This is a genomic window from Acidovorax sp. LjRoot38 (assembly GCF_964252975.1).
GTDB classification, from domain to species: domain Bacteria; phylum Pseudomonadota; class Gammaproteobacteria; order Burkholderiales; family Burkholderiaceae_C; genus Acidovorax; species Acidovorax facilis.
This window is the reverse complement of the sequence record NZ_CAXUPT020000010.1, coordinates 33,434-58,978: the sequence shown is the minus strand read 5'-3', so window position 1 is coordinate 58,978 and position 25,545 is coordinate 33,434. Positions and strand designations below refer to the sequence as shown.

Sequence of the window (25,545 nt, the reverse complement as noted above, 5' to 3'; positions counted from 1 at the left end):
GAAACGCACCCCATGAACACACCCACCGCAGCCCCCTTTTTCATCGCCAAGGTCGAGCCCGACGGCCAGCAATGCGACGCCTGGCCCGAGCAGCCCCTGCTGTTGTCGCTGGAGCAAGGCGGCATCGACTGGCCCAGCTCCTGCCGCAACGGCACCTGCCGCACCTGCCTCGGCATGCTGATCGAAGGCGAAGTGCGTTATGCCATCGAGTGGCCCGGCCTGTCTGCCGAAGAAAAGGCCGAGGGCTGCGTGCTGCCCTGCGTGGCCTACCCGGCAAGCGACGTGCGGTTGCAAGCGCAAAGCATCTGACGTTGGCTGAAGGGGCCTGCCCCCCTGCCCCGGCTCGCCCCCCCGAATGGCGCTTTCCTGCTTGCCATGCCCGGCAGTAGTCACCCAGAATCTGCGGCACATACATTGAGGACTTACGCCAATCGGGATGCAGCAACCGGCTTTGTCGTGGGCGTGTCGCTTGCCTGAGCACTGTTTGCGTCAGTCATGATTGGTTGCAGAGCGAGGGGGGACTTCATGAACGCATTTGCCACACCGGCCGCAGTAGCCACGAATCCACCGCGCGCCGCCTACCGTCCCCCCACCCGCGAGGACATCCTGACCCAGTGCATCGCGGCGGACGCGCAATGGGCCAAAAAGCCCGGCCGCAACCTGGTGCTGCTGTTCGACGGCACCGGCAACATTCTGGGCAACCAGCAGGACACCAACGTGGTCAAACTGCTGCGCATGCTCGGCAAGGGCCACGACCCATCGGGCAAGGAGCCCACCCAGCTCGTTTACTACGACCCCGGCGTGGGCACCACCAACGAGTTCCCGGCGGATGGCATCGTGTCCGAGGCCAAGAACCAGCTGCGGCAACTGGCAGGTCTGGCACTGGGCAACGGCGTGTTCCCCAACATCGCAGAGGCCTACCGGTTCCTCGTCAATACCTACCAGCGGGGCGACCGGATCTACCTGTTCGGCTTCTCGCGCGGCGCATTCACGGCGCGGTCGGTGGCCGGGATGATCAACATGTACGGCCTGATCCACACCGAGGGGCTGCCGCTCATCGAAACGCTGGTGCGCACCTACTTTGCGCCGCGCGGCCACAAAAACCAGGCCGGCACCAAAGGCCGGGAGAAATTTGCGGAGGACGTGATCAACAACTTCTCGCTGGGTCGCACGCCGCTGGTGCACTTCGTGGGCGTGTGGGACACGGTGGAGGCCATCGGCCTGGGTGGACTGGGCAGCATCAAGATCAGCAACTCCACCGACTTCGACCGCAAGCGCTTTGCCCACGTGCGCCATGCCATGTCGCTGTATGAATCGCGCAGCAAGTACACGCCCCGCCGCTACGAAGACCCGCACTTCACCGCCGAGGAGCAGCCCTGGCGCAGCTACGACCAGCGCTGGTTCCGCGGCGTGCACAGCGACGTGGGCGGCTCGTACGCGCGCGACGGGCTGTCCAACATCACGCTGGCCTGGATGGTGGACGAAGCCGCTGCCCACGGCTTGCGGGTGGACAAGAGCCGGCTGCAGCCCGGCGACCCGCTCACCGCCATGCACGACCAGGCGTATGACTGCCCCTACTGGGTCTGGACCGGCCTGAACGCCCGTGGCCGTGAGACCAGCGACTTCATCGACCCCACGGCCCGCCCGGTGGGCGGCGCCGTGCCCGCCAGCACCGTGCCGCGCACGCAACCCTGGCGCTGGATGGGCATAGCGCTGGCAGCCGCCACGGCCGTGCTGTACGCCATCACCACCCTCGCTGGCTACCGCGCCTGCGACCTGGATACCGCGCCGTTGTGGCTGCAGATCCTGCCCACGGGCTTTCAGCTGTCGGCCCACTGGCATGCCAGCTGGGAGGTGATGTGCAACGCCGAGGGCGTGCGCCGCGTCATCGCCTTGGATTGGGCCCTGCTCGCCTGCTACACCCTGTGGCTGGCCTACCCGGTGGCGTGGGCCGTGCGGCGGCTGGTCGCACGGGCCGTGCCGCCGGGCCGGGCCCTGGGTGGCCTTTCGCGCCATGCACACTGGGCGATGGGCACGCTCGTGGTGTCAGACCTCGTGGAAAACTTTGCCATGCTGCACATGCACCTCGCCCACTGGCCCACAGTGCTGACGGTGGCCAGCGGCGTCAAGATGCTGTCCCTGATGCTGCTGGTCGGCTTGATCGTGGCCGGCGCGCTGGCCGGGCATGACGGCGGCCGCTCGACTGCGTGATCCGCCTTGGCCGCGCCCCAAGTGAACTAAAATCCCGACTTTCGGGGCGCAGAGCGCTCCCGCACCGTGCGGCCAGCCCCGCACTGCCCGCTCTTTGGAATCGACCCGCTCGGGTCGTGGCCGGACAGCGTGCGGTGCGCGCCACCCGCGCGGCCCACCGAAAGCCCGCCCTTCCATGACCTCCCCCCACACCCCCGTGCCGATCTCCCCCGTCGAGGACATCGTGGCCGAGATGCGCGCCGGGCGCATCGTCATCCTGGTGGATGAAGAAGACCGCGAAAACGAAGGCGACCTCGTCCTGGCCGCCGACCACGTGACGCCCGAGGCCATCAACTTCATGGCCCGCTTCGGCCGGGGCCTGATCTGCCTGACATTGAGCCGTGAGCGCTGCGAGTTCCTCAAGCTGCCACCCATGGCCGCGCGCAATGGCACGGTGTACAGCACGGCGTTCACCGTCTCCATCGAGGCGGCCGAGGGCGTGACCACCGGCATCTCGGCGGCCGACCGTGCCCGCACCGTGCAGGTGGCGGTGGACCGCAACTCCAAGCCCACCGACCTGGTCCAACCCGGCCACATCTTCCCGCTGCAGGCCGTGGATGGCGGCGTGCTCATGCGCGCAGGCCATACCGAAGCCGGTTGCGACCTGGCCGCCATGGCAGGCTGCAGCCCCGCATCGGTGATCTGCGAGATCATGAAGGACGACGGCACCATGGCCCGCCTGCCCGACCTGCAGCTGTTTGCGGCCGAGCACGGCCTGAAGATCGGCACCATTGCCGACCTCATCGAATACCGCAGCCGCAACGAGTCGCTGGTCGAAAAGGTCGGCACGCGCACGCTGCAGACCGCCTACGGCGAATTTACCGCCCACGCCTTCCGCGACAAACCCAGCCAGGCCGTGCACCTGGCGCTGGTCAAGGGCCAGTGGAGCGCCGACGACGTGGTGCCTGTGCGCGTGCACGAGCCCCTGTCGGTGTTCGACGCGCTCGAAGTCAACCGCTCCATGCACTCGTGGGGCCTCGATACCAGCCTGCAATACCTCGTCAAGCAAGGCAAGGGCGTGGCCGTGCTGCTCAACTGCGGTGAAAGCGCCGCCCAGCTGTTGGCCCAGTTTGAAGGTACCGCCCGCGCGGCGCAGGCCCCCGAACGCGGCCGCATGGACCTGCGCACCTATGGCGTGGGCGCGCAGATCCTGCGCGAATGTGGCGTGCACAAGATGGCTCTGATGGGCCAGCCCCGCCGCATGCCCAGCATGGCCGGCTACGGCCTCGAAATCACCGGCTTCATCCCCAAGGAATAAAGAACATGTTTGGCGCAGACAAAGGAACAGCGGACAAGCTGGACGGCAAGAAACTGCACATCGGTATCGTGCAGGCCCGCTTCAACGAGAGCATCACCAACACGCTGGCGGCAGCCTGCCGCGCCGAGTTGCTCGCGCTGGGTGTGCAAGAGAAAAACATCAAGCACGTGCTGGTGCCCGGCGCACTGGAGGTGCCCGTGGCCTTGCAGGCCATGGCCGAAAGCGATGAATTCGACGCGCTGATCGCGCTGGGCTGCATCATCCGTGGCGAGACCTACCACTTCGAACTGGTAGCCAACGAATCCGGCGCGGGCGTCACGCGCCTGTCGCTGGACTACCAGATCCCGATTGCCAACGCCATCATCACCACCGAAAACGTCGAGCAGGCCATCGCCCGCCAGACCGAAAAAGGCACCGATGCCGCCCGCGTTGCGGTGGAAATGGCCAACCTGCTGGACGAGCTGTCATGACCGAAAACACCCCCACGCCGTCCTCGGCACGCCCGCCCAAGCAGGCCCGCACCGGGCTCAAGAGCACGGGCACGCGCAAGGCAGCCTCCAAGTCCAACCGCAGCCGCGCGCGCGAATTCGCGCTACAGGCGCTGTACCAACACCTGGTGGGCGGTAACGATGCACACGCCATCGATGCGTTCACCCGCGACCTGGCGGGCTTTCACAAGGCCGATTCGGTGCACTACGACGCACTGCTGCACGGCTGCATCAACACCGCCGCCGACCTGGACGCGCTGATCACCCCGCTGCTGGACCGCAAGATGGCCGAGATCTCGCCCATCGAGCACGCCGTGATGTGGATCGGCGTGTACGAGTTTCAGCACTGCCTGGACGTGCCATGGCGTGTGGTGCTCAACGAGTGCATTGAGCTTGCCAAAGAGTTTGGCGGCACCGATGGCCACAAGTACGTGAACGCCGTGCTCAACGGACTGGCCCCCAAGCTGCGTGCGCTGGAAGTGGCGGCCGACAAGGCCACGGGCGCAATGCCTGGCGCGCCCGCCGACGAAGCCTGAGCGCACCCCGCCGAAAGGCTCCCGCGCGTGCAACCCACTGCCACGCACCGGGCCTTCTTTCTTGAGTTTCCGAGCAACACCCGACCCGCCCGGGCAGGACACCTTCCCATGAAGTTTTCCACGCGCGCTGAGCGCATCGAACCGTTCTATGTGATGGAGGTCGCCAAGGCCGCGCAGGCCCTGGCCCGCGAGGTGGCGGGCACGCGCGAGCCGATGATCTTCCTGAACATCGGCGAGCCGGACTTCACCGCGCCGCCCCTGGTGCAAGAGGCCGCCGCGCGCGCCGTGCACAGCGGCGCTACGCAGTACACCAACGCGCTGGGGCTGGATGCGCTGCGCGAGCGCATCAGCGGCTGGTACCAGAGCCGCTTTGGCGTCAATGTGCCTGCACGCCGCATCGTCGTCACGGCCGGTGCTTCGGCCGCGCTGCAGCTGGCGTGCCTGGCGCTCATCGAGTCGGGCGACGAGATCCTGATGCCCGACCCGAGCTACCCCTGCAACCGCCACTTCGTGAGCGCCGCAGAAGGCAAGGCCGTGCTGCTGCCCACCACGGCGGCCGAGCGCTACCAGCTGAGCGCCGATAAGGTGCGCGCCGCCTGGGGCGAGAAGACGCGGGGCGTGTTGCTGGCATCGCCATCCAACCCCACGGGTACTTCGATTGCGCCCGATGAGCTGCGCCGCATCCATGACGTGGTGCGTGCGCACGACGGCATCACGATGATCGACGAGATCTACCTGGGCCTGTCGTACGAGGAAGAGTTTGGCCACACCGCACTGGCCATCGACGACAACATCATCAGCATCAACAGCTTCAGCAAGTACTTCAACATGACCGGCTGGCGCCTGGGCTGGATGGTGGTGCCCGAAGCCATGGTGCCGGTGGTCGAGCGCCTGGCGCAGAACCTGTTCATCTGCGCCAGCACCGTGTCGCAACACGCGGCGCTGGCCTGCTTCGAGGCAGAGAGCATTGCTGAATACGAACGCCGCCGCGCCGAGTTCAAGGCCCGGCGCGACTTCTTTATCCCCGCCCTGCAGTCCATGGGCCTTTCGGTGCCGGTGATGCCCGACGGCGCCTTCTACGCCTGGGCGGACTGCACGCAGGCCGCCGAGCGCCTGGGTGTCAGCGGCAGCTGGGACTTTGCTTTTGAGCTGATGCGCCGTGCGCACATCGCCGTGACGCCAGGGCGTGACTTCGGCACGGCCGAGCCAGAACGGTTTGTGCGCTTTTCCACCGCCAACTCCATGGCGCAACTCCAAGAGTCTGTGGCGCGGCTGCGCAGCGTGCTGGGGTAACGCGCGATGGCATTCGAGTTCCCCATCCGCGTGTATTGGGAGGACACCGATGCCGGCGGCATCGTGTTCTATGCCAACTACCTCAAATTCTTCGAGCGCGCTCGCACCGAATGGCTGCGGTCGCTGGGCGTGGGTCAGCAGCGATTGCGGGAACAAACCGGGGGCATGTTTGTCGTAACCGATGCCCAGCTTCGCTACCACCGGCCTGCACGGCTGGACGATGAACTGATTGTTACCGCCGCCCTGCAGGCCTCGGGCCGCGCATCGTTGACAATAGTGCAGCGCGCGCTCCTGAAACCAGAGCAGATGACCGAACAAGCCCCTTTGTTGCTGAGCGAAGGCACCATCCGCATCGGATGGGTTGATGCTGCCACCCTGCGCCCCGCAAGAATTCCGAACACCCTGCTGGAACAACTCTCACCATGAACTCCCAAGACATGTCCATCATCACCCTGGTGCTGCACGCCAGCTGGGTGGTGCAACTCGTGATGCTGCTGTTGCTGGGCGTCTCCGTCGCCAGTTGGGCAGCCATCTTCCGCAAGCTGTTTTCGCTCAAGCGCGTGAAAGCGCTCAATGAGGATTTCGAGCGCGAGTTCTGGTCGGGCACCAGCCTGAACGACCTGTACGCCAGCGCCGCACAAAACGCCAAGCAGGCCGGTCCCATGGAACGTATTTTTGCCAGTGGCATGCGTGAATACCAGAAGCTGCGTGAGCGCCGCATCGTGGACCCCGGCACCCTGCTCGACGGCGCACGCCGCGCCATGCGCGCGAGCTTCCAGCGCGAGATGGATGTTGTGGAGTCGAGCCTGTCATTCCTGGCGTCGGTCGGCTCCGTGTCGCCGTACGTGGGCCTGTTTGGCACCGTGTGGGGCATCATGCACGCGTTCACCGGCTTTGCGGGCATGGAGCAGGTCACGCTGGCCACCGTGGCGCCTGGCATTGCCGAAGCCCTGGTGGCCACCGCCATCGGCCTGTTTGCCGCCATCCCCGCTGTGATCGCCTACAACCGCTTTGCCCGTGACATCGACCGCGTGGCCACGCACCAGGAGACCTTCATCGAAGAGTTCTCCAACATCCTGCAGCGCAATCTGGGCGCCCAGCCCGCACCCGCAGGCCATACGGCCTCGGGCCACTGAGCACGGAGGCCCACATGCCCGCCATGGCATCCCGCGGTCGAGGCCGCCGCACCATCAACGAGATCAACATGGTCCCGTTCATCGACGTCATGCTCGTGCTGCTCATCATCTTCATGGTGACGGCGCCCATGCTGACGCCGGGCGTTGTTGATGTGCCCAGCGTGGGCAAAGGCAAGAACATGCCCAAGGTGGTGGCCCAGGTCATCGTCAACAAGGACGGCACGCTGCAGTTCAAGACACCCGAAGCCACACGCAGTCTGAACCAGCGCGAGATCGGCGACGCGGCCAGCCGCTGGCAGAAGGCACAGGGTGCTGACAGCGCCAGTGCCGTGGTCATCAGCGCCGACAAGGGCGTGCAGTACGAAAACGTGGTGAAAGCCATGGATGCCTTGCAAAAGGCGGGCGTGCAACGCGTGGGTCTTTCCGTCAAACAGGGTGGTTGAACCGAACGCACGCCCGCCGCTCTGAAGCCCATGCACGCCCACAACGACCGCGACCAGTTTTCCCCGCCCCGCCCCCCGGCACGCTTGCGCGCCATTTCACTGGCGGTGCTTGTGCATGTTGTGCTCATCGGTGCGCTCACCTGGGGCGTGAACTGGAAGAACAGCGCCGACCAGCCTGCGGTGGAGGCCGAACTGTGGGCTGCGGTGCCCCAGCAGGCCGCACCACGCGCCGTGGAGCCCCCGCCGCCACCACCCGCTCCCCCGGAAGTGCGTCCGCCCGCTCCGCCACCACCACCGCCCCCTCGCGCCGTGGAGCCGCCCGACACGCGCGAGGCGGACATCGCCATCGAACGCGAAAAAAAGCGCCTGGAGCAGGAGAAGAAGGCGCGCGAGCAGCAGCTGGAACGTGAAAAGCGCGAACGTGAGCGCAAGGAAGACGAACGCCGCGACCGCCTGGAGCAGGAAAAGAAGGAACGCCTGCAAAAGGAAAAGGAAAAAGAAAAGGAACAGCGCGAAAAGCAGCTGGCTGAGCAGAAGAAGGCCGAGCAGGACAAGCAAAAGAAGCTGGCCGAAGACAAGCGCAAGGCCGACGCGGAGGCCAAACAGCTGGCAGAACAGCGGGAAGCCAACCTGCGCCGCCTCCAGGGCCTGGCGGGGGCCACGGGCGGCGAGAACGCCACAGGCACAGCCCAGCGCAGCGCTGGTCCGTCGGGCAGCTATGGCGGCAAGGTTGCAGCCAAGGTCAAGCCCAACATCGTGTACCCCGACGCGATCTCTGGCAACCCGCGCGCCGAGGTGGAAGTCCGCCTTTCGCCCGATGGCACCATCGTGGGCAAACGCCTGGTGCAGTCCAGCGGCAACAAGGCCTGGGATGACGCAGTGCTCCGTGCCCTGGACAAGACCGAGACCCTGCCGCGCGATGTGGATGGCCGCGTGCCGCCTTCACTGACCATTGGCTTCAGGCCACAGGACTGAGCCTCCACAAAAAAAAGCGCCCGGGTAGTACCGGGCGCTCATTTTTAGAGCATTTTTAGCCTCTAGCGCTTTGTAAACAAGCGCAAATAGCTATACAAACAATAGCAAATCTCTGCCCCTTACCGGTCCCGGCGCTCCATGCGCCGATTCAGGTTCAGCGCGCCCAGCGTGCAGGCTACGCCCGACAGCAAATACACCGTGACCGCCAGCAGCCCGAACTGGGCCGACAGGTACAGGGCCACCAGCGGTGCAAACGCGGCGCCAATGATCCAGGCAAGGTCGGCCGAGAGAGCGGCGCCCGTGTAGCGGTATTGGGGCGAAAAATTGGCCGTGACCGTGCCCGAAGCCTGGCCATACGACAAGCCCAGCAGCACAAAACCCAGCAGCAGGAACATGGTGCTGCCCACCTCGCCCGAGTTGAGCAGCACGGGGGCCATGAAGCTGAACACGCCGATCAACACCGCCATGCCGCCCAGCAGCTTGCGGCGGCCCAGGTGGTCCGACAGCCAGCCAGACACCATGATGGCCCCCGCTGCCAGAAAGGCGCCTACGATCTGCACGCCCAGAATCTGGGTCACCGGCTGGTCCGAATACAGCGTGATCCAAGACAGCGGGAACACCGTGACCAGGTGGAACAGCGCAAAGCTGGCCAGCGCGGCAAAAGCACCCAGTACCACATTGCTGCCTTCGTCACGTATCACACGGCTCACAGGCACGGGCTGCAGTTCACGCTCTTGCAGCAGCTCGGCGTACGACTGCCCCACCACCAGGCGCAGGCGGGCAAACAGGGCCACCACGTTCACGGCAAAGGCCACGAAGAAGGGATAGCGCCAGCCCCAGGCCAGAAATTCCTGCACGCTGAGGCTGCTGTACAGATAGGCAAACAGACCCGCCGCCAGCACAAACCCGACAGGCGCGCCCAATTGCCCGATCATGGCAAACCAGCCCCGCCGTTCCTTGGGCGCCGACATGGCCAGCAGCGACGGCAGGCCGTCCCACGAACCGCCGAGCGCCAGACCCTGGCCAATGCGCAGGATCAGCAGCGCCACCACGGCAGTCAGGCCCGCGTCCTTGTAGCCCGGCAAGAACGCCATCCCCACCGTGCACACGCCCAGCAGGAACAGTGCAATGGTCAGCTTGGTGCCCCGGCCCCAGCGCCGCTGGATGGCCATGGAAATGGCCGTGCCCACCGGGCGCACGACAAAAGCGACCGCCAGCAGCGCAAACGCCATCAGCGTGCCCTCCAGGCGCGAGAGGAATGGAAAGAGGAAGGACGGGAAGACGAGAACGCAGGCGATCCCGAAAACGAAGAAGTCGAAATACTCGGACGAGCGTCCGATGATCACGCCCACAGCAATTTCGCTGGGGGTCACGTTTTCATGCGTATCAGCCCGCGAGAGAGAGGCGGGGCTTTCTTCAAAGCCGGCCGCAGGGTAAGTGGCAGAGGCGGGGCTGCTCATGAACAGGGCTCCTTGTCGTTGTTTGGATAAGACATTCTGGTTCTACACGCAAGTTTGATCTGGGACAAGTGCGGTTTCACTATGCCGTGTGCAGGACAACACCGCAGCGGCCGGAAATGCACCAAAGTGGGGCGCATTACTTTGACCTTGGACAAAATGTCCAATGTACAAAAAAGCTAGGGCTATTACATTCGACGGCACTTCGTTATCCGCGTTTACCCTTAAACGCCTTGGTTGCGCCTGTCACATGTCCAAACTACCTTTACCTCGCGTGCCTGTCTGGCTCGCCGCCATGGCCGCCCTGGGCAGCCTGGCTGGCTGCAGCAAGGCGGTCGTCCTCAATCCTGCCGGCGACATCGCTGCCCAGCAAGGCCACATGGTCATTCAGGCCACGCTGCTGATGCTGATCATCATCGTGCCGGTGATTGCCCTCACCCTGTGGTTTGCCTGGAAGTACCGCCAGAACAACACTGCCAACACCGAGGCCGACTACGACCCCGACTGGCACCACTCCACCACGCTGGAGCTGGTGATCTGGACCGTGCCGCTCTTGATCGTCATCGCCCTCGGCGCCCTGACCTGGATCGGCACCCACAAGCTCGACCCCTACCGCCCGCTGGACCGCATCTCGGCCAGCAAACCGCTGGACGCCCAATCCACCCCCATGGAAGTGCAGGTGGTGGCCATGGACTGGAAGTGGCTGTTCTTCTACCCTGAGCTGGGCATTGCCACCGTGAATGAACTGGCTGCGCCGGTGGACCGCCCCATCCTGTTCAAGCTCACGGCCACGTCCACGATGAACGCGTTTTACGTGCCCGACCTCGCCGGCATGATCTACGCGATGCCCGGCATGCAGACCGAGCTGAACGCCGTGATCAACCAACCGGGCGTGTACAAGGGCATGTCCTCGCACTACAGCGGCGCTGGCTTCTCGGGCATGACGTTCAAGTTCCATGGCCTGAGCGAGAGCGACTTCGCGCAGTGGGTGGCCAAGACCAAGTCCGAAGGCAAGCCACTTACACGCCAGGCCTACATGGACCTGGCCAAGCCCAGCGAGCGCGACCCCGTGCAGCGCTTTGCCAGCGTGGAAGAAGGCCTGTATGACAAGGTACTGAACCGCTGTGTCGAAGACGGCAAGATGTGCATGCACCACATGATGGCCATCGACGAGAACGGCGGTGACGCCTATGTGCGCGCCGTGGGCCTGAATCTGCCGCAGGACGTATGCACCTCGCAGAACGCCGCCCAGGTGGTGGCCAGCCTGGAAGCCCGCCACGCACCGCGCGCCAACTCCGCCCAATGACCCGCCCTTGATTTGCCATGTCGGCGCCCGTGCCAAGCGGGTGTTGGCATCTTCCAAAGACCTTTATGTCCTCCGCACCTGATACCGCATCCCATTGGGCCTTGGGCCGAATCACCTGGGATTCCATACCGATGGCGCACGAGCCCATCGTGCTCTGGACCTTTGTCGCCACCGTGCTGGGTGGCCTGGCCGTGATGGCCGCCATCACCAAATTCCGCCTGTGGGGCACGCTGTGGCGCGACTGGATCTGCAGCATCGACCACAAGCGCATCGGCATCATGTACATGATCCTCGGCCTCGTGATGCTGCTGCGCGGCTTTGCCGACGCCGTGATGATGCGCCTGCAGCAGGCCATGGCCTTTGGCGACAACATGGGCTACCTGCCGCCGCACCACTATGACCAGATCTTCACCGCCCACGGCGTGATCATGATCTTCTTCGTGGCGATGCCGCTGGTCACGGGCCTCATGAACTACCTCGTGCCGCTGCAGATCGGCGCGCGAGACGTGTCGTTCCCGTTCCTCAACAACTTCAGCTTCTGGATGACCACGGCAGGCGCGATCCTGGTGATGGTGTCGCTGTTTCTGGGCGAGTTCTCCACATCCGGCTGGCTGGCACTGTCCAACCTGGGGGCGCAGGACCCCGGCGTGGGGCTCGACTACTACATCTGGGCCCTGCAGATTGCGGGGGTGGGCACCACGCTCTCGGGCATCAACCTGATCGTCACCATCATCAAGATGCGCGCCCCGGGCATGAACCTGATGCGCATGCCCGTCTTCACCTGGACTGCCCTGTGCACCAACGCGCTGATCGTGGCCTCGTTCCCGGTGCTGACGGCAGCGCTCGTACTGATGTCGCTGGACCGCTATGTCGGCACCAACTTCTTCACGAACGACCTGGGCGGCAACGCCATGCTGTACGTGAACCTGATCTGGATCTGGGGCCACCCCGAGGTCTACATCCTGATCCTGCCGTGCTTTGGCATCTTCTCTGAAGTGGTGGCCACGTTCTGCAAGAAGCGCCTGTTCGGCTACACCTCCATGGTCTACGCCACGGTGGTGATCACCATCCTGTCGTACCTGGTGTGGCTGCACCACTTCTTCACCATGGGCTCAGGTGCGAGCGTGAATACCTTCTTTGGCATCACGACGATGATCATCTCGATCCCCACGGGCGCGAAGATCTTCAACTGGCTGTTCACCATGTACAAGGGCCGCATCCGTTTCGAGCTGCCCATGATGTGGACCGTGGCCTTCATGGTGACCTTTGCCATTGGCGGCATGACCGGCGTGCTGCTGGCCGTGCCCCCGGCCGACTTCGTGCTGCACAACAGCCTGTTCCTGATCGCCCACTTCCACAACGTGATCATCGGTGGTGTGCTGTTCGGGCTGTTCGCCGGCATCAACTACTGGTATCCCAAGGCCTTTGGCTACAAGCTCGACCGCACCTGGGGCGTGCGTTCCTTCTGGCTGTGGGTGGTGGGCTTCTGGGTGGCGTTCGGCCCGCTGTATGTGCTGGGCCTGATGGGTGTCACGCGCCGTGCCAACCATTTTGAAGACCCGTCGCTGCAGATCTGGTTCGTGATCGCCGCCATCGGCGCCGCAATGATTGCTGCGGGCATCGCCTGCTTCCTGATCCAGATCGTGGTGAGCTACCTCAAGCGCGACCAGCTGCGCGACCACACGGGCGACCCGTGGGATGCGCGCACGCTCGAATGGGCCACCTCGTCGCCCCCGCCCGACTACAACTTTGCCTTCACCCCCGTCGTGCATGAAATCGATGCGTGGTGGGACATGAAGAAGCATGGATACCAGCGCCCGCTCGCCGGCTTTGCGCCCATCCACATGCCTGCCAACACCGGCTCAGGCGCGGTCATCTCGGCCTTGTCGCTGGTCTTTGGCTTCGCGCTGATCTGGCACATGTGGCTGCTTGCGGGCGTTTCGTTCGCGGCGCTGCTGCTGGCTTCGATCATCCACACGTTCAACTACAAGCGTGACTTCTACATCCCGGCGTCCCAAGTCGCCGCCACCGAAGAAGCCCGCACACTCCAACTGGCACGCCATGTCTGAACTCCGCCTCAACGCTGGCGCCGCCGCAGGCGCCCTGGCCCCGCGCGACTACCACCTTGCGCACGAGCCCCATCCCGAAAACGGCACCGCACTGGGCTTCTGGCTCTACCTGATGAGCGACTGCCTCATCTTTGCCGCCCTGTTTGCCACCTATGGCGTGCTGGGCCGCAGCTATGCGGCTGGCCCCACGGGCGCGCAGCTGTTTGACCTGACGCTGGTGGCCATCAACACGGCCTTCCTGCTGCTGTCGTCCATCACCTTTGGCTTTGCCATGCTGCGCAAGCAGCAGAACGACGTAAAGGGCACGCTGGTGTGGCTGGCCGTGACGGGTTTCTTCGGCCTGTGCTTCCTGGGCCTCGAACTCTATGAATTCGCCCACCTGATCCACCAGGGTGCCACGCCCCAGCGCAGCGCCTTCCTGTCGGCCTTCTTCACGCTGGTGGGCACCCACGGCCTGCACGTGACCTTTGGTCTGATCTGGCTGGTGGTGCTGATGGTGCAGATCGGCAAACACGGCCTGATCCCTGCCAACACCCGCCGCCTGATGTGCCTGTCGATGTTCTGGCACTTTCTGGACGTGGTCTGGATTGGCGTCTTCACCTTTGTGTACCTGATGGGAGTGCTGTAACTATGAGCGCACAACACACAACACACGCACACGGCGCGCATGACCATGGCGGCCACGACCACCACGGCGACGCGGAACCGCACAGCAGCCTGCGCGACTACACGATCGGCTTCGTGCTCTCGGTCATCCTCACGGCCATTCCCTTCTGGCTCGTCATGGCCAAGGTCATCGCCGACCGCAACACCGCCGTGCTGGTGCTGGGCGGCTTCGCCGTGATCCAGATCCTGGTGCACATGGTGTATTTCCTGCACATGAACGGCAAGGTCGAAGGCGGCTGGACCATGCTGTCCACCATCTTCACCGTGGTGTTCGTAGCCATTGCCATTGCGGGCACGCTGTGGGTCATGTTCCACATGAACGCGAACATGATGCCCGAGCACCCCACCCCCACGCCCGCAACGCATGAGGCGCCGGGCCACTCGACGCCCTGATGCCATTCCACCCCACAGCCCCGGTCCCCCAGTCCCGGCGGCTTCGCCAGGCGGTGCTCGCAGTGGTGGGCATCGCCTTGTTTTTGGGCTTTATCGCGCTGGGTACCTGGCAGGTGCAGCGCCGCGCCTGGAAGCTCGCGTTGATAGAGCGCGTCGATCAACGCGTGCACGCTGCTCCTGTACCCCTGCCCTCCCGCCCAGAGTGGCCCCAGGTGAGTGCGGCCAGCCACGAATACCTGCCCGTCACCGCGCAGGGCCGGTGGCTGCCCGAGAAAACCGTGCTTACCCAGGCCCTGACCGAGCTGGGCTCGGGCTTCTGGGTGATGACGTCCTTGCAGCTGGATGATGGCGCGCAGGTGCTGGTGAACCGGGGTTTTGTGCCGCAGGAGCAGCGCGCCCAATGGCTGGCAACGCCTATGCCCGCCTCTACCCCCCCTACCTCCACCACCGCGACTGTCCAGGGCCTGCTGCGCGTGAGCGAGCCCGATGGTGGTTTTCTGCGCACCAATGCCCCGGCTGAGCAGCGCTGGTACTCGCGCGACATTACGGCCATCGGCCATTGGCTGCAGTTGCCCGAGACTGCCCCCTTCTTCATCGATGCGGGGTTGCCTCCCGCACCAGGCGCCGCTGCGCCCCCGGCAGCGGACACCCGTTGGCCGCGCGCTGGCATGACGGTGATCCGTTTCCACAACAGCCACCTGGTCTACGCACTGACCTGGTACGGTCTGGCCCTCATGGTTGCGGGTGCTGGCTGGTATGTGGCACGCCACGAGCGCCGCCTGCGCGGCTTTGCGCGCCCTGCCACCACCTTCGCCCCTGATGACACCTCTTCGTCCTGATACTGCGACCGCCGCGCCGCAGCGCAACGCACGCTCGGCCGATGCCGCCGCAGGCATCAAGAACCTGCAGCAGCTGATCGAGCTGCGCTGGATTGCCGTGGTCGGCCAGGTGTTCACCATCGAGATGGCGCACTACAGCCTGAACCTCACGCTGCCTGTGCGCGAGATGCTGCTGGTGGTGGGCTGCCTGGCGGTGTTCAACGTAGTGAGCCTGCTGCGGCTGCGCACCGGTGTGATGGTGCGCAATGTGGAGCTTTTTCTGGCCCTGCTGATCGATGTGGCCGTGCTCACAGTGCAGCTGTACCTGAGCGGGGGCACCAGCAATCCGTTCGTCTTCCTGTACCTGCTGCAGATCACGCTGGGGGCCGTGCTGCTGCGCGGCGCCTACATCTGGTCCATCGTGATCATCACGCTGCTGTGTTTTGGCGTGCTGGCCACACATCACCTGCCCCTGGAGTTGCCGCAGGACCTGCACCAGGGCCTGTCGAGCCTTTACGTGATCGGGTTGCTGGTGTGCTTTGTGCTCAACGCCACGCTGGTGGTGGTCTTCATCACCCGCATCAACCTGAACCTGCGTGAACGCGATGCGCGCCTGGCCGCAGCACGCCGCCGCCGCGTGGAAGAAGAGCACATCGTGCGCATGGGCCTGCTGGCCTCAGGCGCGGCCCACGAGCTGGGCACGCCGCTGTCCACGCTGGCCGTGATCCTGGGGGACTGGCAGCACGACAAGCAGCTGGCGGCCTACCCAGCGCTGAAGGAGGACATCGACGAAATGCAGGCCCAGGTGCAGCGCTGCAAGAGCATCGTGAGCGGCATCCTGCTTTCGGCCGGAGAGACACGCGGCGAAGCCTCCATGCAGACCACCGTGCGCACTTTTGTGGATGCCCTGGCAGAAGAATGGCGCAGCACCCGGTCGATGCCGCAGTTCATCTACGACAACGACTTCGGCGCAGATACGCCCATGGTGTCTGACACCACGCTCCAGCAGATGGTTTTCAATGTGCTGGACAATGCACGCGACGCCTCGCCCGGCTGGGTGCGCCTGGCCGTCACCCGCAACGCCGATGCACTGCGCATCACGGTGACCGACGCAGGGCCGGGCTTTGCCCCCGACATGCTGGCCAAGCTGGGCACGCCCTACCAGTCCTCCAAAAACCGCCCCGGCGGTGGGTTGGGCCTGTACCTTGTGCTCAACGTGGCACGCACGCTGGGTGGCAGCGTGGCGGCACGCAACCGCCCCGAAGGGGGTGCCGAAGTAACCATCGAACTGCCACTGGCGGCGATCGCACTGCCTGAAGCCAAAGCCTGAAGCCATGAGCCCTACCGACGACGAAGAACGAGAACAAGCGCAACCACTGCTGCTCATCGTGGAAGATGACGAGGCCTTTGCCCGCACGCTCGCCCGTTCTTTCGAACGGCGCGGCTACCGCGTGCTGCAGGCTGCCAGCCTGCCCGAGGTCGAAACCCTGCTCGCACACCACACGCCCGGCTTTGCGGTGGTGGACCTCAAGCTCAAGGGCGAAGCCTCGGGCCTGGCCTGCGTGCAAAAGCTGCATGCCGCCAGCGAAGACATGCTGATCGTGGTGCTGACCGGCTTTGCCAGCATTGCCACCGCCGTGGAGGCCGTGAAACTGGGCGCCTGCCACTACCTCGCCAAGCCGTCCAATACCGACGACATCGAGGCCGCTTTTGGCCTGAAGGCGGGCAACACCGAAGTGGAGCTGACCAACCGCTCCAGTTCCATCAAGACGCTGGAATGGGAGCGCATCAACGAGGTGCTGGCAGAAACCGGCTTCAATCTCTCGGAAGCGGCAAGGCGCCTGGGCATGCACCGCCGCACCCTGACCCGCAAGCTGGAAAAGAAACAGGTTCGTTAGGCGGGCACCGGAACCAGGGCTCAATATTTCAAGAATAATTGGCTGCTAGCGCTTAAAGGGCTTCATTGTTAGCTATATTTTTTATAGCAAACCCCATGAAAGCAGCCATCAACCGCCTCGGCCCATCCATAGACACCCTTTGCGCCTGAGGCCTGGCCTCACATCAGCGCTGGCGCTGCACCAGCCAGTGCTCCGCCTCTTGCTGCTTTCCAAACTGCGCCCAATCCAGCGCATTCTTGCCATGCGGGTCTTTGCGCCAAAGGTCCACACCCCGCACCTCCAACCACTCCAGCGTCTGGATGCGCCCTTTGGCAGCAGCCAGCATCGCAGGCGTCTCGCCCCGGCTTGCGGGTGCGGGCTCGTCCAGGGGCTGCCCCTGTTCGGCCAGCCACTGCAAACAAGGCACACAACCACTTTGCGCTGCCATATGCGCCGGGCCCCAGTCCCACCGGTTGCGGGCCGCCAGGCTGGCCCCGGCCTGCACCAGGCGTTGGGCGGCAGCGAGGTGGCCGCCATAGAAGGCGCGCAACAACGCAGTGTCTCCACGCTCGCTGTCTTTGTATGTCTGGCGAAGGTCGGGCTGGGCACCAGCCTGCAACAGCAGCTCGATGTGTTCCAGCTGCCCCCGGTGGGCCGCCAGCATGAGCACGGACGAGCCGCTGGGCGCGAGCAGGTTGGGGTTGGCGCCTGCTGCCAGGGCTGCGCCCAGGGCCCGGGCATCACCGGCGTCCTGCGCGTCGAGCAGCGCGTCGTCCGCTGCAGAATACGACGCAGGTGGCTGTACGGCGGCGGCGACGGGCGCAGCCGATGGCCCGGGCAGAGCCGGGCGCACCAGGCCGACAAGGGACGGCCCCCAGATCCACCAGGCCAGAGCAACTGCCAGCAGCAGCATTCCCCAGGCCGGGCGCGAATGCCAGGAGCGGGCAGGCCGCTGTGCGCCAGGGCTGAAATGGCCCCGGCGGTGCGACCAGGCCCGCGCGATGGATTGGCCCAACGCAGTGGCAGCCCCTTCGCCACTGACGCCGGGGGTCAACCGAACCAGGGTGCCATCGCGCTCGCGCGCATAGACAGCGAAATAAGGGGTCTCGCTGGCGCAGCTGCCGGTGGAATACAGCAGCTTGTGCACCAGGCTCTGGCTGGCCTGTCCGGGCAGGGCGTCTGCCCGCGACCACAGTGCAGAGTAGCGGCGCACGGTGATGCCCTCATCCCGCACAGACAGGGTCCAGCGGCAGGTGGCAGCCTGCAGGACAAAGGCGACCAGCAGCCACCAGGCGCCGGTGGCCACAAAGAATGGTGGCAATGCGATGCCGCCAGAGCCGAAGCGGCCGTTCAGGAAGGCCTCCGCCACAAGACCCGCCAGCACCAGGCCTGCAGCCCAGCGCCAGCCGCGACGGCTGAATTCAAACTGCCACGCATGCGGGGTCTCCAGCAGCGTAACGGAAGCGGGCAGGAGCAAGGCGCCCTCACCATCCAGACCCGCTTCTCCTTCTCCGTGGGCCGGATCAGCGGGCGCGATGGGGGTCACTTTCTTCCAGATAGCGCGCCGGTCAAAGCGATCAGCCTGCTCGTGACCAAACGCCTGTGGGGCTGCCTGCACGGGCACGTCGTAGGTCAGTTCTACGTCCCCGCCCGGGGTGCGCAGCAACTCCAGCCGCCAGTCCACACGTTCACCAGAGCGCTGCGCGCCGTGCGGGGGCGCGTCGGGTGGCAGGTCAAAACGTGCCGTCAGCCGCAGCCCGCCATCGTCCGTGGGCTGCACACGCGCGGTTTCAGAGAAAGACTCCACACAACGCTCCGGCGAACCGGAGCTCGATTCATCCACCCGGTACTGGGCCAGGCGCAGCTGCAGCTGCTGGCCCTGCTGGTAGGCGGCGGCACGCTCGGGCAGGAGCAGTGTCATCTCGACCGGGTGGCCCGCACGCGGGACTGTGGGCAGTGCGGTCAGCTCTGCGCCCGCGTAGCGCCAGGCCATGTGGGTATGGCGCACCGACAGGGTCACCAGCCCCAGGCCGATCATCACGAAGAGGGAGATGAAGGCCTTGGCAAACCAGGGGGCGCTGGATTGTGTCCACAGCAAGGCCGCCATAGGGAACGCAATACCGCACCAGAAGATGGTGAAAAACCAGATAGCACCCACCGAAGTGCCGGAAGCGCCCTTCGCGAACAAGCTGGTGGGCGACGAGCCCGGCTGCAGGCCGCCACTGCCAGCTGCCGGCGATGTCCCCCCGGCCCTGACCAGACCCAGCAGGGTGTGCAGAAAAAACCAGGCCGCCACCAGCCCCACCAAGGTAAAAACCAGGGCAAACGGAATGCGGAAAATCTGCAGCGACCAGCGGATGGTGGGATCGATAAGCGACTGCGACGGATCGTGGGGATTGACCAGGACCGTGATGCCCTGCCCCCGTGCCTGCGCGCTCTGAAGACGCCCCGCCCACTGCCGTGGCCAGTCGTCGATGTTGTCGCTGTTGCCCCGCGCGTCCAGGCCGACGCGGGTGCCTTCGTAAGCCTTGCCCGCCACCTGATAGCGGTAGCGGGCCTGCACTTCGTAGGTGGCGCCATCGCTGCTGTGGTGCGTCTTGAGTTCAGCCGACAGGACTTCGGCCTGCACAGGCTGCCAGCCACGCACCTGCAGGGCAGTATCGAGCGTACGGGCGAGGGGCTTGAGCCCGGCGTGGTAGCCGCCCAACCCAAACCCCAGAGCGAAGACCGCGCTGATCAGCAGCGCCGCGAGGCGTGCCCCTACGCTGCTGGTCTTGTCGGCATTGTTTTTCTCTCTTGCCATGGATGTCCCCCCATTTCGTTTTGTTTTTATGGCTGGAGCATAGCGACGAAATCATGACATTTGCGTGACAAACACGCGTCCATAGCGTTACACGCCGTGGCATGGCTTGGCGATTGCGTGGTTTGCAACAAACATCCAGCGCCAAAAAAAAGCGGCTCCGAAGAGCCGCTTTTTGCTGGTCCATCCATCCCCGAGGGGAAGGATCAGGCGGTCACGCCGTCTGCCACTTCCTTGAACTCGGCGATCTGGTCGAAGTTCATGTACTTGTAGATCTTGTCGCCGTTCTGGTTGATGACACCGATGTCTGCCAAGTACTCTTCCTTGGAAGGAATGCGACCCAGCTTGGAGCAGATGGCCGAGAGTTCGGCCGAGCCCAGGTACACGTTGGTGTTCTTGCCCAGACGGTTGGGGAAGTTGCGGGTGCTGGTGGACATCACTGTAGCGCCTTCCTTCACCTGCGCCTGGTTGCCCATGCACAGCGAGCAGCCGGGCATTTCCATGCGGGCACCGGCCGCGCCGAACACGCCGTAGTGGCCTTCTTCGGTGAGCTGGTGTGCATCCATCTTCGTGGGCGGGGCCATCCACAGCTTGACGGGGATGTCCTTCTTGCCTTCGAGCAGCTTGGAGGCTGCACGGAAGTGGCCGATGTTGGTCATGCACGAGCCGATGAACACTTCGTCGATGGCAGCACCCGCCACGTCCGACAGCGTCTTGGCGTCGTCGGGGTCGTTGGGGCAGCAAACGATGGGCTCGGTGATTTCGGCCAGGTCGATCTCGATGACGGCCGCGTACTCGGCATCTTCATCAGGTGCCAGCAGCTGGGGGTTGGCCAGCCAGGCTTCCATGGCCTTGATACGGCGGCCGATGGTGCGTGCGTCGGCATAGCCCTGGGCGATCATGTTCTTGAGCAGCACGATGTTCGAGTTGATGTACTCGATCACGGGTTCCTTGTTCAGGCGCACCGTGCAGCCAGCGGCAGAGCGCTCGGCCGAGGCGTCAGACAGTTCGAACGCTTGCTCGACCTTCATGTCAGGCAGGCCTTCGATTTCCAGGATGCGGCCCGAGAAGATGTTCTTCTTGCCCTGCTTGGCCACTGTGAGCAGGCCTTGCTTGATGGCGTACAGCGGAATCGCGTGCACCAGGTCACGCAGCGTGACGCCGGGCTGCATCTGGCCCTTGAAGCGCACCAGCACCGATTCAGGCATGTCCAGGGGCATCACGCCCGTGGCTGCTGCGAATGCCACCAGGCCCGAACCTGCAGGGAAGCTGATGCCGATAGGGAAACGCGTGTGCGAGTCGCCGCCAGTGCCCACCGTGTCGGGCAGCAGCATGCGGTTGAGCCAGCTGTGGATGATGCCGTCGCCAGGCTTGAGCGAGATGCCGCCGCGCGTGCTGATGAAGTCAGGCAGCTCGTGGTGCATCTTCACGTCCACGGGCTTGGGGTACGCAGCCGTGTGGCAGAAGGACTGCATCACCAGATCGGAGCTGAAGCCCAGGCAGGCCAGGTCCTTGAGTTCGTCGCGGGTCATGGGTCCGGTGGTGTCCTGCGAGCCCACCGAGGTCATGCGGGGTTCGCAGTAGGTGCCGGGCACCACACCCAGGCCTTCGGGCAGTCCGCAGGCGCGGCCGACCATCTTCTGGGCCAGCGTGAAACCCTTGCCGGTGGCGGCAGGCACTTGCGGCAGGCGGAACAGCGTGGAAGGCGGCAGGCCCAGGGCTTCGCGGGCCTTGGCAGTCAGGCCACGGCCAATGATCAGCGGAATGCGGCCACCGGCACGCACTTCGTCAAACAGGACTTCGCTCTTGACTTCGAATTCGGCAATCACGTTACCGTCCTTGAGCGCCTTGCCAGCGTAGGGCAGCAGTTCGATCTCGTCGCCCATGTGCATCTGGCTTACATCCAGTTCGATGGGCAGTGCACCAGCGTCTTCCATGGTGTTGTAGAAGATGGGCGCAATCTTGCTGCCCAGGCACACGCCGCCGAAGCGCTTGTTGGGTACGAACGGGATGTCTTCGCCCGTGAACCACAGCACGCTGTTGGTGGCGGACTTGCGGCTCGAACCCGTGCCGACCACGTCGCCCACGTAGGCCACCAGGTTGCCACGCGCGCGCAGGTCTTCGATGAACTTCACCGGGCCGCGCTTGCCGTCTTCTTCGGGCGTGATGCCGTCGCGCTTGTTCTTGAGCATGGCCAGCGCGTGCAGCGGGATGTCGGGGCGGCTCCACGCGTCAGGTGCGGGCGACAGGTCGTCGGTGTTGGTTTCGCCAGTGACCTTGAGCACGGTGAGCTTGATGCTCTGGGGCACTTCGGGGCGGCTGGTGAACCACTCGGCATCGGCCCAGCTTTGCAGCACGGCCTTGGCGAAGGTGTTGCCCTTGTCGGCCTTTTCCTTGACGTCATGGAACTGATCGAACATGAGCAGCGTCTTCTTGAGCGCTTCGGCGGCGACGGAGGCCACCGCAGCGTCGTCCAGCAGGTCGATCAGGGGGGTGAGGTTGTAGCCGCCCAGCATGGTGCCCAAAAGCTGCGTGGCGCGCTCGCGGCCAATCAGCGTGCACACCTCAGTACCGTGCGCCACGGCAGCCAGGTAGCTGGCCTTGACCTTGGCGGCGTCGTCCACACCGGCAGGCACGCGGTGCGTGATCAGGTCCACCAGCGTGGCTTCTTCGCCCGCAGGGGGGTTCTTGAGCAGCTCGATCAGCTCGCCCGTCTGCTTGGCGGTCAGCGGCAGGGGCGGGATGCCGAGGGCGGCGCGCTCGGCCACGTGGTCACGGTAGGCTTTCAACATCATTTTTCTCCGGTTGCGTTCTAAAGTGGGGCGGCGTGCAGCGCGGCGGCGTTTTTCGATAGCCGGGGCGCCTGCATGCGCGGGGTCGTGCGGTTTTCTTCTCTGTGGCGCTGCGCTGGTGAAGGACTTACTTCAGGGGTTCCAGCACACTGACGGGCGGGTTTTTCTTGATGGCCTCGGCCACCACCACCTGCTGCGGACTCATGCATTCGTCGGCCAGGCGTTGACCCAGTTTCTGGTTCATCAGCATGGACTTGTTGGCGATCTGCAGCCAGACGGCGCCACCCTTTTGGTCTTCCAGGCGCACCGTGCCCGTGGTGGTAGCGACGGGGGCCATGAAGTACTTGAAGCCCTTGCCTTCCACATGGAAGTGGCCTGGGCTCGCAGGCTCGGCGGTCACGGTGACAAAGGCACCGAGTTCGCAGGGGATGCGGCCCACGTGCACACGTTCGGCAATGGCCAGTTCTTCGGGGGACAGCGCGGCTTCGGCAGCAATGATGCCGGTGGCCACCTGGTTCGCCGCGCTCTTGAGCTGGCTGCGGCTGCTGGTGCCTTCGGTTTTGGCTACCGAAGATTTCTTGGGGGCAGGCGCCTTGTCCGCAGCCTTGGCAGACTTCGTATCGGACTTGGCAGCGGGCTTTGCTGCAGGTTTGGCGGCAGCCTTGGTCTCGGGTTTGGCTTCGGTCTTGGCAGGGGTTTGCGCCAGGGCGAGGGCTGGAGCCAGCAGCATCAGGGCAGAGGCGATAAAGGATTTCATGGGAGGTCCTGCGTGGAAAAATTCAGGAATGTTCACAACGGAACGGAAGCCGACGCGCCAAACCAATGGCGCACGGCATGAGGAAGTGTGCGCCCGGTACGGTGGGCGCGCTCCAGCACCTGCCAGTAAAAGCGATAGCTGGCGCGGTCGTGCAACGTGCCTTCAAAGCTGATGGGAGCCCAATCAGAATCTGCGGCAGCAGCTATTATTTTCGAAGCAACTTCGATGTCATCCTGCGGAGGCGCAAACGCCTGCAGGATGGGTCGGATCTGTGCGGGATGGATGCTCCACATGCGGGTATAGCCCAGCTCGCGCGCGGCACGGCTGGCGGCGCCTTGCATGGCCACCGAATCGGCGAACTCCGTCACCACACAGTGCGATGGCACCTTGCCGTGGGCATGGCAGGCAGCGGCAATCTCCAGCTTGGCACGCACCACCAGTGGGTGCGAAAACTGCCCCACCGAAGTCATGCCATGCGCAGGGATGGCGCCACCATGGGCCGACACAAAATCCATGAGGCCAAAACTCAGGCTCTGCACGCGCGGGTGGGCTGCGATTTCAAAAGCACGGTGCACCGCAGCAGGGGATTCGATGAGGACATGGATCGGTACCGGGGCGGCAGAGGCTTTCTCCAGCGCCCGCTCCGCTGCCAGTACGTCGTCCACAGATTCCACCTTGGGAACCATGATGTGGCTGAGCCGATGGCCTGCTTCGCCCGCTATCGTGGCGACATCGTTGGCGAATGCCGGGTGGTCCACCGCGTGGACCCGGGCGGCCACGCGGGCACCGGGTGCGGCGCCCAGGGCCAGACGGGCAACCAGCCGGGCGTGGTCGGCTTCAAGGCCGACGGGGGCGCCGTCTTCACAATCGAGGGTGACATCAAAGACGCAGGTACCGAACTCCTGCGTCATCTCGGCCTGCAGCTGCAGGCTCTTGCGCATGCGCGCTTCGACGCCGCTGTAGTGGTCACAGACCGGCAGGAAGCCTGTCTGCGCCTGGGCGCCCAGCAACACATCGCGTGGATGGGATGGCGCAGCGCCCTGCCCCTGCGCGGGGACCCGGGCGGCCCGAAGGCCCGATGCCTGTGGCGTCGGCTGCATGGCGCTCACCTGGTTTACAGCAGGTGCTTGACGCCGTCTTGCTCGCCTTGCAGCTCAGCCAGCGTGATGTTGATGCGCTCTTGCGAGAACGCGTCGATTTCCAGACCTTCAACGATCTTGTACTCGCCGTTTTCGCACGTCACGGGGAAACCGAACATGGTGTCCTTGGGGATGCCGTACTGGCCGTCCGAAGGAATGCCCATGGTGACCCACTTGCCGTTGGTGCCCAGGGCCCAGTCACGCATGTGGTCGATGGCGGCGTTGGCAGCCGAAGCAGCCGACGACAGGCCACGCGCTTCGATGATGGCAGCGCCGCGCTTGCCCACGGTGGGCAGGAAAGTGTTGGCGTTCCATTCCTGGTCGTTGATCATCTTGGCGACGCTTTCACCGTTGATGGTGGCGAAGCGGTAGTCGGCGTACATCGTGGGCGAATGGTTGCCCCAGACGGTCAGCTTTTCGATGTCCGCCACGGCCTTGCCGGTCTTGGCAGCGATCTGGCTGGCAGCGCGGTTGTGGTCCAGGCGCAGCATGGCGGTGAAGTTCTTGCGTGGCAGGTCGGGGGCCGACTTCATGGCGATGTAGGCGTTGGTGTTGGCAGGGTTGCCGACGACCAGCACTTTCACGTTGCGCGAAGCCACGGCATTCAGGGCCTTGCCCTGTGCCGTGAAGATGGCGCCGTTGACAGCCAGCAGTTCGGCGCGTTCCATGCCCGGGCCGCGGGGGCGCGAACCGACCAACAGGGCGTAGTCGGCGTCCTTGAAAGCGGTCATGGGGTCGCTGTGGGCTTCCATGCCCACCAGCAGGGGGAACGCGCAATCGTCCAGTTCCATCATCACGCCCTTGAGCGCCTTCTGGGGGCCTTCGACAGGCACTTCGAGCAATTGCAGGATGACGGGCTGGTCCTTGCCCAGCATTTCGCCGGAGGCGATGCGGAACAGCAGGGCGTAACCAATTTGACCAGCGGCACCGGTGACGGCGACGCGAACAGGCTTCTTGCTCATGGTGAAAACTCCAGGGAAGTGAGGAAAACAGGTGTGAGTGCAACGCAAGCACCAGCGCCTGTTACCAGCAGCCCGTGCCCCGCAAAACAGCCTTGGAGTGTACCGCTGATTGGACACCTCGGTCAATTTG

General features: G+C 64.6%; 23 protein-coding genes. 17 read left to right on the top strand and 6 right to left on the bottom strand.

Features of this window, described 5'->3' with window-relative positions; all coding sequences use genetic code 11:
• Positions 1–12 precede the first annotated feature (12 nt).
• The 10 genes from ACSQ22_RS18000 to tolA all read left to right on the top strand — a co-directional run bounded on the left by ACSQ22_RS18000 (position 13) and on the right by tolA (position 8,379).
• Positions 13–309 carry a 2Fe-2S iron-sulfur cluster-binding protein gene (locus ACSQ22_RS18000; RefSeq protein WP_055398898.1) on the top strand — a complete coding sequence of 99 codons (297 nt, stop codon included), beginning with the start codon at positions 13–15 and terminating at the stop codon, positions 307–309.
• A 216-nt stretch (positions 310–525) separates the two neighbouring features.
• Positions 526–2,211, top strand: coding sequence for a DUF2235 domain-containing protein (locus ACSQ22_RS17995; RefSeq protein WP_436131107.1), 1,686 nt, complete (start codon positions 526–528; stop codon positions 2,209–2,211).
• A 175-nt stretch (positions 2,212–2,386) separates the two neighbouring features.
• Positions 2,387–3,508, top strand: a complete 1,122-nt coding sequence (gene ribBA, locus ACSQ22_RS17990) for a bifunctional 3,4-dihydroxy-2-butanone-4-phosphate synthase/GTP cyclohydrolase II (protein ID WP_436131106.1) — start codon at positions 2,387–2,389, stop codon at positions 3,506–3,508.
• Between the two features lie 5 nt (positions 3,509–3,513).
• Positions 3,514–3,978 carry a 6,7-dimethyl-8-ribityllumazine synthase gene (ribH, locus tag ACSQ22_RS17985; protein ID WP_121419471.1) on the top strand — a complete coding sequence of 155 codons (465 nt, stop codon included), beginning with the start codon at positions 3,514–3,516 and terminating at the stop codon, positions 3,976–3,978.
• Positions 3,975–4,532 (top strand): transcription antitermination factor NusB, encoded by a 558-nt coding sequence (nusB, locus tag ACSQ22_RS17980; RefSeq protein ID WP_436131105.1) that lies wholly within the window; start codon positions 3,975–3,977, stop codon positions 4,530–4,532. The genes ribH and nusB overlap by 4 nt, the downstream gene beginning before the upstream one ends.
• Positions 4,533–4,640: 108 nt before the next feature.
• Positions 4,641–5,825: a pyridoxal phosphate-dependent aminotransferase gene (locus tag ACSQ22_RS17975; RefSeq protein ID WP_436131104.1), complete on the top strand. Its 1,185-nt coding sequence runs from the start codon at positions 4,641–4,643 to the stop codon at positions 5,823–5,825.
• Positions 5,826–5,831: 6 nt separating this feature from the next.
• Entirely contained in the window at positions 5,832–6,251 is a 420-nt protein-coding gene (ybgC, locus tag ACSQ22_RS17970) for a tol-pal system-associated acyl-CoA thioesterase (RefSeq protein ID WP_055398907.1), read from the top strand.
• Entirely contained in the window at positions 6,248–6,961 is a 714-nt protein-coding gene (gene tolQ, locus ACSQ22_RS17965; RefSeq protein WP_055398908.1) for a protein TolQ, read from the top strand. The genes ybgC and tolQ overlap by 4 nt, the downstream gene beginning before the upstream one ends.
• A 14-nt stretch (positions 6,962–6,975) precedes the next feature.
• Entirely contained in the window at positions 6,976–7,404 is a 429-nt protein-coding gene (locus ACSQ22_RS17960) for an ExbD/TolR family protein (RefSeq protein ID WP_055398910.1), read from the top strand.
• 30 nt (positions 7,405–7,434) lie between these two features.
• Positions 7,435–8,379: a cell envelope integrity protein TolA gene (gene tolA / locus ACSQ22_RS17955; protein ID WP_436131103.1), complete on the top strand. Its 945-nt coding sequence runs from the start codon at positions 7,435–7,437 to the stop codon at positions 8,377–8,379.
• Positions 8,380–8,498: 119 nt separating this feature from the next.
• On the opposite strand, the gene ACSQ22_RS17950 is transcribed toward tolA, so the two are convergent.
• On the bottom strand, positions 8,499–9,839 hold the full coding sequence (locus ACSQ22_RS17950) for an MFS transporter (RefSeq protein WP_436131102.1): 1,341 nt from the start codon (positions 9,837–9,839) through the stop codon (positions 8,499–8,501).
• Between the two features lie 247 nt (positions 9,840–10,086).
• Between ACSQ22_RS17950 and cyoA the strand changes: the two genes are divergently transcribed.
• The 7 genes from cyoA (at position 10,087) to ACSQ22_RS17915 (ending at position 16,986) form a co-directional block, all read left to right on the top strand.
• Positions 10,087–11,142, top strand: coding sequence for a ubiquinol oxidase subunit II (cyoA, locus tag ACSQ22_RS17945; protein ID WP_121419466.1), 1,056 nt, complete (start codon positions 10,087–10,089; stop codon positions 11,140–11,142).
• Between the two features lie 65 nt (positions 11,143–11,207).
• The gene (cyoB, locus tag ACSQ22_RS17940) at positions 11,208–13,211 is read left to right on the top strand and encodes a cytochrome o ubiquinol oxidase subunit I (protein ID WP_436131101.1); all 2,004 of its coding nucleotides are present in this window, start codon (positions 11,208–11,210) and stop codon (positions 13,209–13,211) included.
• Positions 13,204–13,839, top strand: coding sequence for a cytochrome o ubiquinol oxidase subunit III (cyoC, locus tag ACSQ22_RS17935; protein ID WP_436131100.1), 636 nt, complete (start codon positions 13,204–13,206; stop codon positions 13,837–13,839). The genes cyoB and cyoC overlap by 8 nt, the downstream gene beginning before the upstream one ends.
• A 2-nt stretch (positions 13,840–13,841) precedes the next feature.
• Entirely contained in the window at positions 13,842–14,270 is a 429-nt protein-coding gene (cyoD, locus tag ACSQ22_RS17930) for a cytochrome o ubiquinol oxidase subunit IV (RefSeq protein ID WP_055402912.1), read from the top strand.
• Entirely contained in the window at positions 14,270–15,109 is an 840-nt protein-coding gene (locus ACSQ22_RS17925; protein WP_436131099.1) for an SURF1 family protein, read from the top strand. Before cyoD ends, ACSQ22_RS17925 begins: the two co-directional genes overlap by 1 nt.
• The gene (locus ACSQ22_RS17920) at positions 15,090–16,418 is read left to right on the top strand and encodes an ATP-binding protein (protein ID WP_055393148.1); all 1,329 of its coding nucleotides are present in this window, start codon (positions 15,090–15,092) and stop codon (positions 16,416–16,418) included. The genes ACSQ22_RS17925 and ACSQ22_RS17920 overlap by 20 nt, the downstream gene beginning before the upstream one ends.
• A 4-nt stretch (positions 16,419–16,422) precedes the next feature.
• A complete protein-coding gene (locus ACSQ22_RS17915) occupies positions 16,423–16,986 on the top strand; it encodes a response regulator transcription factor (protein ID WP_436131098.1) in 564 nt (187 codons plus the stop codon).
• Between the two features lie 163 nt (positions 16,987–17,149).
• On the opposite strand, the gene ACSQ22_RS17910 is transcribed toward ACSQ22_RS17915, so the two are convergent.
• The 5 genes from ACSQ22_RS17910 to ACSQ22_RS17890 all read right to left on the bottom strand — a co-directional run bounded on the left by ACSQ22_RS17910 (position 17,150) and on the right by ACSQ22_RS17890 (position 25,415).
• Positions 17,150–19,768, bottom strand: coding sequence for an ankyrin repeat domain-containing protein (locus tag ACSQ22_RS17910; protein ID WP_436131097.1), 2,619 nt, complete (start codon positions 19,766–19,768; stop codon positions 17,150–17,152).
• 203 nt (positions 19,769–19,971) lie between these two features.
• On the bottom strand, positions 19,972–22,557 hold the full coding sequence (gene acnB, locus ACSQ22_RS17905; protein ID WP_055393150.1) for a bifunctional aconitate hydratase 2/2-methylisocitrate dehydratase: 2,586 nt from the start codon (positions 22,555–22,557) through the stop codon (positions 19,972–19,974).
• A 127-nt stretch (positions 22,558–22,684) separates the two neighbouring features.
• Positions 22,685–23,314, bottom strand: a complete 630-nt coding sequence (locus ACSQ22_RS17900) for a hypothetical protein (protein ID WP_436131096.1) — start codon at positions 23,312–23,314, stop codon at positions 22,685–22,687.
• Positions 23,315–23,346: 32 nt separating this feature from the next.
• Positions 23,347–24,414 (bottom strand): HpcH/HpaI aldolase/citrate lyase family protein, encoded by a 1,068-nt coding sequence (locus tag ACSQ22_RS17895; protein WP_436131095.1) that lies wholly within the window; start codon positions 24,412–24,414, stop codon positions 23,347–23,349.
• 14 nt (positions 24,415–24,428) lie between these two features.
• Positions 24,429–25,415: a malate dehydrogenase gene (locus ACSQ22_RS17890; protein ID WP_055393136.1), complete on the bottom strand. Its 987-nt coding sequence runs from the start codon at positions 25,413–25,415 to the stop codon at positions 24,429–24,431.
• Positions 25,416–25,545: the final 130 nt, after the last annotated feature.